General features: G+C 69.3%; 10 protein-coding genes. 9 read left to right on the top strand and 1 reads right to left on the bottom strand.

Going from position 1 to position 12,298, the window contains the following annotated elements:
- Window positions 1-5 precede the first annotated feature (5 nt).
- Together ACW14X_RS08945 and ACW14X_RS08940 are read left to right on the top strand one after the other, a co-directional pair.
- Window positions 6-716 (top strand): hypothetical protein, encoded by a 711-nt coding sequence (locus ACW14X_RS08945; protein WP_457165368.1) that lies wholly within the window; start codon window positions 6-8, stop codon window positions 714-716.
- A 25-nt stretch (window positions 717-741) separates the two neighbouring features.
- Window positions 742-3,057: a PQQ-dependent sugar dehydrogenase gene (locus ACW14X_RS08940; RefSeq protein ID WP_457165367.1), complete on the top strand. Its 2,316-nt coding sequence runs from the start codon at window positions 742-744 to the stop codon at window positions 3,055-3,057.
- A 24-nt stretch (window positions 3,058-3,081) separates the two neighbouring features.
- On the opposite strand, the gene ACW14X_RS08935 is transcribed toward ACW14X_RS08940, so the two are convergent.
- Window positions 3,082-3,753: a GTP pyrophosphokinase gene (locus ACW14X_RS08935; protein ID WP_160025099.1), complete on the bottom strand. Its 672-nt coding sequence runs from the start codon at window positions 3,751-3,753 to the stop codon at window positions 3,082-3,084.
- Between the two features lie 237 nt (window positions 3,754-3,990).
- Between ACW14X_RS08935 and ACW14X_RS08930 the strand changes: the two genes are divergently transcribed.
- From ACW14X_RS08930 to ACW14X_RS08900, 7 genes are all read left to right on the top strand, one after another.
- On the top strand, window positions 3,991-5,646 hold the full coding sequence (locus ACW14X_RS08930; RefSeq protein ID WP_457165366.1) for an enoyl-CoA hydratase-related protein: 1,656 nt from the start codon (window positions 3,991-3,993) through the stop codon (window positions 5,644-5,646).
- Window positions 5,647-5,721: 75 nt separating this feature from the next.
- Window positions 5,722-6,885 carry a phosphotransferase family protein gene (locus tag ACW14X_RS08925; RefSeq protein ID WP_457165365.1) on the top strand — a complete coding sequence of 388 codons (1,164 nt, stop codon included), beginning with the start codon at window positions 5,722-5,724 and terminating at the stop codon, window positions 6,883-6,885.
- Complete coding sequence (locus tag ACW14X_RS08920) at window positions 6,882-8,030, top strand: hypothetical protein (RefSeq protein WP_457165364.1); 1,149 nt, start codon at window positions 6,882-6,884, stop codon at window positions 8,028-8,030. The genes ACW14X_RS08925 and ACW14X_RS08920 overlap by 4 nt, the downstream gene beginning before the upstream one ends.
- Before the next feature lie 202 nt (window positions 8,031-8,232).
- Window positions 8,233-9,294 carry an ABC transporter substrate-binding protein gene (locus ACW14X_RS08915; RefSeq protein ID WP_160025095.1) on the top strand — a complete coding sequence of 354 codons (1,062 nt, stop codon included), beginning with the start codon at window positions 8,233-8,235 and terminating at the stop codon, window positions 9,292-9,294.
- Window positions 9,294-10,145, top strand: a complete 852-nt coding sequence (locus tag ACW14X_RS08910) for an ABC transporter permease (protein WP_457165363.1) — start codon at window positions 9,294-9,296, stop codon at window positions 10,143-10,145. Before ACW14X_RS08915 ends, ACW14X_RS08910 begins: the two co-directional genes overlap by 1 nt.
- On the top strand, window positions 10,118-10,879 hold the full coding sequence (locus ACW14X_RS08905) for an ABC transporter ATP-binding protein (protein ID WP_160025093.1): 762 nt from the start codon (window positions 10,118-10,120) through the stop codon (window positions 10,877-10,879). The genes ACW14X_RS08910 and ACW14X_RS08905 overlap by 28 nt, the downstream gene beginning before the upstream one ends.
- Window positions 10,879-12,279, top strand: coding sequence for an LLM class flavin-dependent oxidoreductase (locus ACW14X_RS08900; RefSeq protein WP_457165362.1), 1,401 nt, complete (start codon window positions 10,879-10,881; stop codon window positions 12,277-12,279). The genes ACW14X_RS08905 and ACW14X_RS08900 overlap by 1 nt, the downstream gene beginning before the upstream one ends.
- Window positions 12,280-12,298: the final 19 nt, after the last annotated feature.

Raw genomic sequence — 12,298 nt, 5'->3', positions numbered from 1 at the left:
GCACCATGAGATGGAAGCTGAACCGAATGGTCGGGCGAGGCGTACGCGCCGGTGTGGTCGCCCTTGCAGTGGCCGTGGCCGCTCCGCTCGCCGGAGCACAGGCCCATACGGCCGAAGGACCCGGTCTGAGCGTGGTCAAGCCCAGGGCGAGCCTCGCTGACTGGGATCCGGTGACCGAGGAGAAATGGGCGTTCGAGGACGGCCAGGTGATCCTGACCGAGCCAGGGACGGCACAGCCCGGTCCACGGCGTCCCTTCGAGTACGCCGTGGTGACCAAGGGTCCCGAGCTCGGCTCGCTGACCTACCGCGCCGAGGTCCGCATCGACGAGGCCGTCACGGTCACCAACCGCGACGTGATCCTGGTCTGGAACTACCAGTCCCCGACGCGCTTCTACTACGCCCACCTCTCGACCGACAACACCATCTACCCCCACAACGGCATCTTCGTGGTCAACGACGCCGACCGGCTGCGCATCGACCACCAGTGGAACGGCACCGTCGGCGCAGCGCCGTCGATCACCGACGCCGAGTGGCACGACGTACGTCTCGACTACAACGCCCGCACGGGCGCGATCGCGGTCTACCTCGACGGCGCCGACGAGCCCCGGATGACCGCCACCGACACCACCTTCACCGGAGGCCGGTTCGGCTTCGGTTCCTTCGACAACTTCGGGCGCATCCGCGACGTCACCGTCGCGGGGCTCCGTCATCGCTGAACCTCGGTAAGGAGAGAACACACCCATGGGAACCTCACGTCTATGGGGCGGTCTCGCGGTGGGCGCCATGCTCGCCGCGCTACTCACCCCCACGCTCTCTGCCAACGCCGCCATCCCCGGCAGCGAGCCCGTCCCCGACCCCATCCCCGAACAGCCCCTGCGCAGCAGCCTCGGCCTCGTGCTCCAGGAGGTCACTCAGCTTCCCAAGACCGAGCCCTACCCCGCCCCCACCGACCAGCGCCTGGTCCGCCACAACCGCATCAACTTCATCGGCGAGGTTCCTGACGGCTCGGGCCGGATGTACGTCCCCGACCTCAACGGGCCGATGTACCTGCTCGAGGGCGGGCAGCAGCACGAGTACCTGAACCTTCGTGACCACTTCGTCGACTTCTGGTCCGGTGCCGGGCTCGGCAGCGGCGCCGGGTTCATCACGTTCCACCCGGAGTTCGAGACGAACGGGCTCTTCTACACCACCCACACCGAGCGCTTCGGCGCCTTCGCCAAGACGCCCACCTTCCCGTCGCAGACCAACCCCGGCTCCGGGCGCACGGTCAGCGTCGTCACCGAGTGGGACGCCACCGACCCCGCGGCCGACACCTTCGAGGGCACCAGCCGTGAGGTGATGCGGATCGACTTCGCCGGCCAGATCCACGCCATCCAGCAGATCGACTTCAACCCGACCGCCAGGCCCGGCGACGAGGACTACGGGCTGCTCTACATCGCCTCGGGCGACGGCGGCAACGGCGTCCGGAGCGACGACCCGCAGAACCTCGGCAACCCGTTCGGCAAGATCCTGCGGATCGACCCGCTCGCCCGTGACGGCCGCAACGGGGCGTACGGGGTCCCGGACAGCAACCCGTTCGTCGATCGGGAGGGCGCCATCGGCGAGATCTGGGCGTACGGCATGCGCGACCCGCACCGGTTCTCGTGGGACGTCGAGAAGGGCACCTTCCTGCTCGGCCACATCGGCCAGCACGCGATCGAGGGCGTCTACGACGTGAAGGCCGGGGACAACCTGGGCTGGAGCGAGATCGAGGGCCGGCTCCTCTACGACAACACCGACGAGTGTGCCCTCTACACCGTCCCCGACGACTACGACATGTCCGGCTTCACCCTTCCGGTGGCCTCCTTCGACCACGACCCGCCGGCCAACTACTCCTGCACCTCCGACAGCGGCCACGCCGTCAGCGGCGGTGTCGTCTACCGCGGCCGGTTCGACGACCTGAAGGGCAAGTACGTCTTCGGCGACCTGGTCAACGGCGAGGTCTACTGGACCGACTCGCGGCAGATGCGGCGGGGGAGCAGCCGCGAGGCGACCCTGCACCAGATGCAGCTCTTCGACACCTCCGGCAAGCGGCTCTCGATGCAGGACTTCGTCGACCACCCGCGCGTCGACCTGCGCTTCGGCACCGACTCCCGCCGCAACCTCTACCTGCTGGCCAAGGCCAACGGGAAGATCTGGAAGGTCGTGAACACGGTGCAGCGGCCGTGGCCGAGCGAGGTCGTGCCGTCGCTGCGTGAGGACCTGGTCAGCTACTACGACTTCGAGCATCCCTTCGCCCCGGGATCGCGTGAGGAGGACCAGGGCTTCTCGCGGACGCTGCTCAACCAGGTCAACGGCGGCAACGCGATGCAGGTGACCGACTCGGCCTACCGGACCAGCAACAACGCCCTGCGGACCCAGCAGGTCGACCCGGAGGTCAACGGCAACGACGACTGGAAGGCGGGAACGTTCAACCAGAACGGGGTCGCGTCGCTGGCGCCGTTCGCGGGAGCCGAGCAGATCACCGTGGCCGGCTGGTTCAAGGTCGACATGGACGGGCCGGCACTCAACTCGGTGACCGCCGATCCGACGGACCGGTTCAACGCGATCGGGCTGGCCGGGGTGCTCTCGGGCAACTCCGACGGCCATGGCGTACGTGCCCTGCTGGAGCTCATCAACGTCGACGGCACCCTGCGCCTGGTCGCACTGGGACGCCGGCTCGACGAGGGGGCCTCGCAGACCTTCGCCGCCTCGGCGGACTGGCAGACCCTGCTGCCACGAGGTCAGTGGGTGCACCTGGCGGCGACGTTCGACTACACCACGGGGAAGATGGCGCTCTACCGCAACGGCAAGGCCGTCGAGGGGTTCTACACCTCCGCCGGTGACCCGTGGCAGGTCGACGGCACCGGCACCTCCGACACGTTGCCGCGAGGCATCAAGGTCGGCGGATCGTTCCCGCAGGACACCGTCGAGCGGAACCCGTGCAACTGCCGGATGGACTCGCTGATGTTCCTCGACCGGGCGATCACGCCGGACGAGGCGCGAGCCCAGTATCAGCGGTTCGTCAACGGCCGCTGAGCCGGTGAGGGTCCACGGCTCGGTTCAGCGAACCGGGCCGTGGACCTCGCTGCGTAGCCGGGCCATGGTGGCGTCGAGGTCGGCCGCGGTGCGGGCGGCGGCGCCGAGCTCGTCGCGCAGGGTCGTGGGGACGGTGCCGTCGTACTTGTAGTAGATCGAGTGCTCGACGCTGGCCCAGAAGTCCATCGCGATCGTGCGGATCTGCAGCTCTACCGGCACGTCGACGGCCCGGTCAGAGAGGTAGACCGGCACCTTGATGATCAGGTGGAGGCTGCGGTAGCCGTTGGCCTTCGGGTCGGCGATGTAGTCCTCGACCTCGACGACGTCGACATCGGACTGGCTGCCCAGCATCTCCATGATCCAGTAGACGTCGGAGACGAACGGGCACACGACCCTGATCCCGGCGATGTCGCGGATCTGCTGCTCGAGCGCCTCGAGGGTGAGCGGGCAGCCGATCTTGCGGGCCTTGGCGAGGAGGCTGTCGGGCGTCTTGAGCCGGGTGCGTACGTGCTCGATCGGACTGTGATCGTGGGTGTGCTCGAACTCCTCGCGCAGGATCGCGATCTTTGTCGAGACCTCGTCGATCGCGAACTTGTAGCGCATCCGGAACCTGGCCAGATCGCGCGCCATCTCGTCGCTGCTCGCCTCGACGAGATCGACCAACCCGTTGATCGGGTTGTCGTCGACTGTTGTCATTGTCCCCCCTCGTGAACGAGACCCATCTTTGCAGGCTTCGGCAAGGCGACGGCCCGGTGCCCGGCATGAGACCGGGGCGACCGGCCCGGTGCTCACCAGGTCTTCCGTCCCTCTCCTGGACACCCGAGGTGCACCTGGTCGGAGGCGCCCGATACAGTGACACCCCTCGGGGGATAAATACCCCTCGGGGGATACAGGTCTATTCGGGTTGCCTACGAGTAAGGACACTTCCCCCACATGCGCATTCTGCTGCTCGTCTCCGCGTTCAACGGCCTGACCCAGCGGGTCTGGTGCGATCTGAAAGAGGGTGGCCACGACGTCGGCGTCGTGCTCGCACCCGTTCATGACGACTCGTCCCTGGTGGCGGCCGTCGAGGCGATCGACCCCGAGCTGATCCTGTGCCCGTTCCTCAAGCACCGGGTGCCGGAGGCGGTCTGGGGTCGTTATCCAACGGTGGTGATCCACCCGGGCCCGGTCGGTGACCGGGGCCCGTCCTCGCTCGACCACGCCACGCTCGACGGGCGTTCGCGTTGGGGTGTCACGGCGCTGTCCGCCGTCGAGGAGATGGACGCCGGCCCGGTCTGGGCGACCAAGACCTTCGCGATGCCCGAGGTCCCGATCGCGAAGAGCGCGCTCTACAACGGCCCGGTCGCCGATGCCGCGATGGACTGCGTCGCGGAGGTCCTCCGGATGGTCGCCGCTGGAGAGGCTCCGAAGCCTGCCGAGGAGTGGGCCGCTGAGGTCGAGGGCACCGGCGAGCTGCCGCTGCTGCGCCGTACGGCCTTCGAGATCGACTGGTCGGCGCCGGCCACCGAGATCGCCCGGCGGATCGCGGCGGCCGACGGTGCCCCGGGTGCGCCGGCGACCGTCGACGGGAAGGCGTACTGCCTCTTCGACGCCGCCACGACGCCTGAGGACCATGGCGACGTGGAGCCGGGCACCGTGGTCGGGGTCGACACCGACGCGGTCGCGATCGCCACCGGCGAGGGCACCCTGTGGGTCGGCTACGCCGCCACGCTCGAGAAGAAGCGCGGTCCCAAGCTCCCGGCCGCCTGGGTGCTCGACGCCGGGCACGCGCCCTACCGGCGGATGCCGGACGCGCTGGCCGAGACGACCTACGAGCGCGACGGCGACGTCGGCTATCTCACCCTCCGCTCCTACAGCGGCGCGATGTACACCCAGCAGTGCCGCCGGATGACCGATGCCGTCCGCAAGGCGCTCATCGAGGACACCAGGGTCCTGGTCGTACGCGGCACCGAGCACGCCTTCTCCAACGGCATCCACCTCGGCGTGATCGAGGCGGCGCCGGACCCGGCGGCCGAGGCCTGGGACAACATCCGCGCCATCGACGAGCTCTGCCTGGCGATCGCCGAGGCCGAGCAGCTGACCATCGCCGCGTTCACGGCCAATGCCGGAGCCGGCGGGGTGATGGCCGGCCTCTGTGCCGACATCACGGTCGCGCGCGCCGGTGTGGTGCTGAACCCCTACTACGACATGGGCATCTTCGGCTCCGAGCTGCACACCTGGGGCCTGCCGAGCCGGGTCGGCGCGGAGAAGGCCGACGAGCTGCTCGGCGCGAAGCTGCCGATCTCGGCGGCCGAGGCCGCGCGGATCGACATGGTCAGCGATCTCGGCCCGCGCGACGCGGCGGAGTTCGACGACTGGCTGCGCAACCTGGCGCAGAGCGTCGCCGAGCCCGAGGCGTACGTCCCGGCCCTGGCGGCCCGCGAGGCCCGCCGCGCCTCTGCGATGCCGATGTCCTACTACCAGAGCATCGAGCTGGCCGAGATGGCTCGCGACATCTTCGACGACCGCTTCGGGTTCGCCGCGAAGCGGAAGGCGTTCGTCACCAAGGCCGCGCCCGCCGAGACGCCGTCGAAGATCCGGTTCTGACCGGTTGACAAACTAGAACGTGTTCCACCAACCTGGTGGTGTGTGACCTGACTCACACGCCACCAGGAGGAGCACGTGACCCAGGCGCCCCCGCCGCCCGAGATGACCTTCCAGCGATCGGGCCGCGATCCTGCGGCGATCGGCGCGAGGCTGGAGCAGTGGCTGGCCACGGCGCTACCGCCCGGTGCTCATCCCGAGGTCGCCATCATCGGGGGCATCGATGCCAACGGGCTCTCCAGCGAGACCGTCCTGCTCGACGTCACCTCGACCGTCGACGGAGAGAGGCAGACGAAGGCGTACGTCCTGAGGGTGGCGCCCCGCCCCGAGGACATCCCGGTCTTCGCGACCTATGACCTGCAGGCGCAGTACGACGCGATGCGCCTGGCCGGCTCGCTGTCTCCGGTGCCGGTGCCGGAGGTCGGCCTCGCCGAGATGAGCGGCTCGGTCCTGGGGACGCCGTTCTTCCTGATGGAGCGGGTCGAGGGGGTCGTCCCGCCGGACGTGATGCCCTACAACTTCGGCGACAGCTGGCTCTTCGACGCCTCGCCCTCGGACCGTGCGGCGCTGCAGAGGCGTTCGGTCGAGGTGCTCGCCGGGCTCCACTCGATCCCCGAGGCCGCCTCGCAGTTCGCCTTCCTCGATCCCGCCGCGGCCGGTCATTCCGGCGAGACGCTGATCGCCCGCAACCTCGCCAAGACCCGGGCCTGGTACGCCTTCGCCTCCACCGCGGAGGAATGGGGTGGCCGCTCGCCGCTGGTCGAGCGAGGTCTGGCCTGGCTCGAGGCTCACCTTCCCGACACTGGCCTCTCCGAAGATGGCGGCGAGCCCGTCCTGTCCTGGGGCGACGCGCGGATCGGCAACATCATCTACCGCGACTTCGCGCCGGTGGCGGTCCTCGACTGGGAGATGGTCAGTCTCGGGCCCCGCGAGATGGACGTGTCCTGGATGATCTTCGCCCACCGAATCTTCGAGGACCTGGCCTCGATGCTGGAGCTGTCCGGGATGCCGGACTTCCTCACCGCCGACGAGGTCCGGAAGACCTATACCGCGGCGAGCGGTGTCGAGCTCGGCGATCTGACCTGGCACGAGATCCACGCGGCGGTCATGTGGGGGATCATCTACCTGCGGATCGCGGCGCGACAGATCCACTTCGGTGAGATCGAGGCGCCCGAGGACCCGGAGTCGGTGCTCTACCACCGGGCGATGTTCGCAGCGATGCTGGACGAGGTCGGGGCATGAGCGGGGCTCATGGGGAGTATGTCGGCGTCGGCCCGCTCGATGAATATCCGATCCACCAGCTTCCGCGCCCGGTCGCCTGGGCAGGTAGCAGCGACCGCAACTTCTACGACCGCTGCTACCTCAACGCCCACGACCGCACCGGCGACCTCTTCCTCATCTCCGGGATGGGGTTCTATCCCAACCTCGGCACCAAGGATGCGTACGTCCTGCTCCGCCGTGGTGACGAGCAGACCGCTGTGCACCTGGGCGACGGCGCCGACCCGCGGGGCGGCGACCGGCTGGAGCAGCGGGTCGGGGCGTACCGGATCGAGGTGTCGGAGCCGCTGCGGAAGCTCCGGCTGGTGATGGAGGAGACCCACGGGATCGCCCTGGACCTGCGGTGGGAGGGCTCGTTCGAGGTGGTCCAGGAGCAGCCGCACGTGATGCGCCAGGGTGCGGGGACAGTGCTCGACGCGCAGCGGTTCGCGCAGGTCGGGACCTGGGAGGGGGTGATCGAGGTCGACGGCGAGTCGATCGCCGTCGACCGCGATCGCTGGGTCGGCACCCGCGACCGCTCCTGGGGGATCCGTCCCTCCGGGGAGGGGGTGCCACCGGGCAGGCCCGCGGAGCCGGCGTTCGAGGGGATGTGGTGGCTGTATGTGCCGCTGCGGTTCGAGGAGTTCGCCGTCGTCCTGATCATCCAGGAGACGCCGGACGGTCATCGCACCCTCAACGACTGCACTCGTACCTTCGCCGATGGCCGGGTCGAGCAGCTCGGCTGGCCGCACGTCCGGATCCGCTACCAGGACGGGACGCGCCTCCCGGAGGGCGCGACGATCACGTGCACGACTCCGGCGGGGGAGCCGCTGGTGCTCGAGGTCTCCTCGCTGCTGGGGGTGCCGATCCATGTCGGTGGCGGCTACGGCGGCGACTCCGACTGGTCCCACGGGGTCTGGAAGGGTGCCGGGTTCACCGAGCGCCTGGCCTATGACATGAAGTCGCCCGACGTCGCCGGCCGGGTGCCGTTCGGGGTGATCGACCATGTCGGGCGTGCGGTCGCGCGCGGTCCGGGTGCCGATGGGGTCGAGGGCTGGGGGCTCTTCGAGCACGGGGTCCTCGGTCGCCACGATCCTTCCGGGTTCACCGACTGGTTCGACCGCGTCTGACCCACCCCGCCGAGACGTCGCCCCCGTCGGCCGAGGCGTCGCTCCGGTCGGCCGAGATGGCACTCGATTGCCATCTCGGCCGACGCGCGTGACGTCTCGGCCGGCGTACCTGACGTCTCGGCGGTCTCAGGATCCGAACAAGCATTTATGGCTAAACTTTAGTGACTTACTCTGGTTTGGACGGACCAACCAGAGGAGAGCCATGATCCGCCCCACCCCACCGCGCCTGACCGCCATCGCCGCCGTTCTCTCGACCCTGCTCCTGGGGCTGACGGCGTGCGGCGGCGCCGATGCCTCCAGTGCCTCCAAGCTCGCCGCCGACGCGGCGCTCCCCGACCAGGTCCCGGAGGGGACCGTCCTGCGCCTCGGGCTCCCGCCGATCGAGGTCGCGCTGAAGACGTCCGGCCTGATCGACGAGGTCGAGGGCTACGAGATCGAGTGGGCCAACATCTCCGGTGGCCCGAAGAGCATCGAGGCGTTCCGCGCCGACGCGCTGGATGCGAGCTATGTCGCCGAGATCCCGCCGCTCTTCGCGACCTGGACCGACACCCCGGTCAAGATCGTCGCGGTCACCGAGAACCCGGACCCGCTCGACAACCCCATCTACGAGCTCGGCATCGCGCCGAAGTCGAAGGTCGAGACGGTCGAGGACCTGAAGGGGAAGAAGATCGCCTACTCGCCCGGCCAGGCCCAGGGTGCGCTGGTCCTCAAGACGCTCAGGGCTGCCGGGCTCACCCAGAAGGATGTCGAGCTGGTCGAGATCCAGAGCGTCGACGACACCTTCTCCAACGCGCTGGCCTCCAACCAGGTCGACGTCGCCCCGCTCGGCGGGCCGCAGCTGACCTCCTATCTGGCCAAGTACGGCCGTGACGGTGCCACCTCGATCCGCACCGGCATCCGCGACGACTCGACCCTCATCTACGGGCCGGAGAAGACCTTCGAGGACGCCGGCAAGGCGGCCGCGTTCAAGGACTTCCTCGGGCTGTGGGTCAAGGCCGAGAAGTGGGTCGACGAGCACCCGGACGAGTGGATCCAGGCCTACTACGTCGATCACGAGGGGCTGACCTTCGAGGACGGCAAGAAGGTCTTCGAGACCTCCGGGCAGAACGTCATCCCGGAGAACTGGGACGGCTTCATCGAGCGCCAGCAGGAGACCGCGGACATCCTCTCGGAGGAGCAGAACCATCCGAAGCTGGATGTCGCCGAGCTCTATGACCGCCGCTACGAGAAGGTCATCGCAGAGGCCGTGAAGGGCGGTCAGTGATGGCCACCACGGCAGTCGAGGCGCCGGTCGTCGGCGTCGTCTCCGAGAAGATCACCGACAAGAGGGTCGTACGCCGCCGGCTCGGCCCGGGGCCGCGGGTCCCCGGCACGCTGTGGATCGGACCGATCCTGCTCCTGGGGCTGTGGTGCCTCGCCTCGGCGACGGGCGTGCTCGATCCGCGTACGTTGTCCGAGCCGTGGGTGGTCGTCGAGACCGCTCAGCGGCTCATCGCCGACGGACGGCTTCCGGAGGCCCTTGCGACCTCGGCCTACCGAGCCGCCCTCGGGCTGGTGATCGGGGTCGGTGTCGGGCTGGCGCTGGCGCTGGTCTCCGGGCTCAGCCGGGTCGGGGAGGCGGTGATCGACGGTCCGGTGCAGGTCAAGCGGGCCATCCCGAGCCTGGCGCTGATGCCGCTGCTGATCCTGTGGCTGGGGATCGGGGAGCCGATGAAGGTGATCACGATCGCGCTCGGCGTACTCATCCCGATCTACATCCACACCCACAACGGGCTGCGTGGCATCGACAGCCGCTACGCGGAGCTCGCCGAGACCGTCGGTCTGCGGCGCGGGGCGTTCGTCCGGCACGTCGTGCTGCCGGGCGCGACTCCGGGCTTCCTGCTCGGGCTGCGGTTCGCGGTGCTCAACGCGCTGCTGGCGCTCGTGGTCGTCGAGCAGGTCAACGCGACCAGCGGCATCGGCCACATGATCACCCTCGCGTCCAGCTACGGCCAGACCGAGATCATCGTCGTCGGCCTGGTCGTCTACGCCCTGCTGGGCCTGGTCGCCGACGGCATCGTCCGCTTCACCGAGAGGAAGGCACTGGCATGGCGACGCACGCTGGAGAGTCACTGACGGCACCCGAAGGACCCGCCGTACGCGTCGAGGGGCTGCGCCGCAGCTTCTCCGAAGCCGGCGGGGTGCTCAACGGGCTCGACCTCACCATCGCCCGCGGCGAGTTCGTGGCGCTGATCGGGCGCTCGGGGTCGGGGAAGTCCACGCTGCTGCGAGCGCTGGCCGGCCTCGACCGCGCCGTGGCGGGCTCGGGTGTCGTGGAGGTGCCCGAGCGGGTCTCGGTCGTCTTCCAGGACTCCAGGCTGCTGCCGTGGCGGCGGGTGCTGGACAACGTGGTCCTGGGTCTGCCTGGTGCCGACGCCCGAGCCCGTGGTCTCGAGGCGCTCTCCGAGGTCGGCCTCGAGGGCCGCGACAAGGCCTGGCCCCACGAGCTCTCCGGTGGTGAGCAGCAGCGCGCGGCGCTGGCGCGGTCGCTGGTCCGCGACCCGCAGCTGCTGCTCGCCGACGAGCCGTTCGGCGCCCTGGACGCGCTGACCCGGATCAAGATGCACAAGCTCCTCAAGAAGCTGTACGCCGCCCACAACCCCGCGATCCTGCTGGTCACCCACGACGTCGACGAGGCGATCGCGCTCGCCGACCGGGTGATCGTGCTGGTCGACGGCGTCGTCGGCTCCGACCTCCGGATCGACCTGGGCGCCAAGCGGAGCCCGGGCGACCCGCGGTTCGCGTCGCTGCGGGCCCAGCTGCTGGCCGAGCTCGGCGTGGTCGAGTCGGCCGAGGAGGAGGTGGCCTGATGGGTGCCCGACAGCTCCACTTCAACCTGTTCCTGCTCGACACCGGTCACCACGAGGCGTCCTGGCGGCTGCCTGCCTCGGACCCGCATGCCAACCTCTCGCTCTCGGCGCACCAGCATCTGGCGCGGGTGGCGGAGGAGGCCAAGTTCGACTCGCTGTTCCTGGCCGACTCCCCGGCTCTGTTCGGCGAGCCGGGACGTCGGCCGTCGGGGCGGATCGAGCCGACCGTGCTGCTGTCCGCGCTGGCGGTCACCACGCAGCACATCGGCTTGATCGGCACCGCCTCGACGTCGTACAACGAGCCGTTCAATCTGGCCCGTCGGCTCGCCTCGGTGGACCACATCTCCGGCGGACGGGCCGGGTGGAACATCGTCACGACCGCCGGGGACGCCGCGGCGCGCAACTTCGGTCTGGAGGGGCAGCCGCTGCACAAGACCCGCTACGAGCGGGCCTCGGAGTTCCTGGAGGTGGCGACCAAGCTCTGGGACAGCTGGGCCGACGACGCGATCGTGGCGGACAAGGACGCCGGGGTGCATGCGCTCGGTGACCGGATCCGGCCGATCTCTCATGTGGGGCCTCACTTCTCGGTGGAGGGCCCGCTCAACCTGGCCCGTCCGCCGCAGGGTCACCCGCTGCTCGTCCAGGCCGGCTCCTCCGACGACGGCAAGGAGTTCGCGGCCCGCTGGGCCGAGGCGATCTTCACCGCCCAGCCGACGCTGGCCGAGAGCCAGGCGTTCTATGCCGACATCAAGCGCCGGGTCGTGGCGGCCGGTCGCAACCCCGACCACGTACTGGTCCTCCCCGGCATCGTCCCGATCCTCGGCGAGACCGAAGCCGAGGCGCGTGAGCTGGAGGCCGAGCTCGACCGGCTGATCGCTCCGGAGTACGCCCTCGCCCAGCTCGCTCAGCTGCTCCGGGTCGATCCTTCGCGGCTGGACCTGGATGCGGAGCTGCCCGACGATCTGCCTTCGGAGGACTCCATCGAGGGTGCCAAGAGCCGCTACACGCTCGTCGTCGACTGGGCTCGTCGTGATCGACTGACGGTCCGTGAGCTGATCGGGAAACTGGGTGGTGGGCGTGGCCATCGCACCTTCACCGGGACCCCTGTCCAGGTTGCCGACACGATCCAGCACTACTTCGAGAACGGTGCCGCTGACGGGTTCAACATCATGCCTGCCGTGCTGCCCTCGGGCATCGAGGCGTTCACCGCGAAGGTCGTGCCGATCCTCCAGGAGCGAGGCCTGTTCCGTACCGAATACACCGGGGAAACCCTCCGGGATCACTACGGCCTACCGCGCCCTGCCAACCGCCTCCTGAACCCGCCGAGTCGGCTCGTCCTGACCGACCTTCATGCCGAGTCGGCTCGTCATGACGCGCCGACTCGGCCTGTTCTGCGGTGAGGACGAGCCGACTCGGCGG

Source organism: Nocardioides sp. YJ-D4, assembly GCF_054031495.1.
Note: the sequence above shows the minus strand (reverse complement) of the source record. Positions and strands in the feature narration are given on the sequence as shown.

Coding starts and splice junctions, on each gene's coding strand:
- ACW14X_RS08945 (WP_457165368.1), top strand. CDS start 6: ATGAGATGGAAGCTGAACCGAATGGTCGGGCGAGGCGTACGCGCCGGT.
- ACW14X_RS08940 (WP_457165367.1), top strand. CDS start 742: ATGGGAACCTCACGTCTATGGGGCGGTCTCGCGGTGGGCGCCATGCTC.
- ACW14X_RS08935 (WP_160025099.1), bottom strand. CDS start 3,753: ATGACAACAGTCGACGACAACCCGATCAACGGGTTGGTCGATCTCGTC.
- ACW14X_RS08930 (WP_457165366.1), top strand. CDS start 3,991: ATGCGCATTCTGCTGCTCGTCTCCGCGTTCAACGGCCTGACCCAGCGG.
- ACW14X_RS08920 (WP_457165364.1), top strand. CDS start 6,882: ATGAGCGGGGCTCATGGGGAGTATGTCGGCGTCGGCCCGCTCGATGAA.
- ACW14X_RS08915 (WP_160025095.1), top strand. CDS start 8,233: ATGATCCGCCCCACCCCACCGCGCCTGACCGCCATCGCCGCCGTTCTC.
- ACW14X_RS08910 (WP_457165363.1), top strand. CDS start 9,294: ATGGCCACCACGGCAGTCGAGGCGCCGGTCGTCGGCGTCGTCTCCGAG.
- ACW14X_RS08905 (WP_160025093.1), top strand. CDS start 10,118: ATGGCGACGCACGCTGGAGAGTCACTGACGGCACCCGAAGGACCCGCC.
- ACW14X_RS08900 (WP_457165362.1), top strand. CDS start 10,879: ATGGGTGCCCGACAGCTCCACTTCAACCTGTTCCTGCTCGACACCGGT.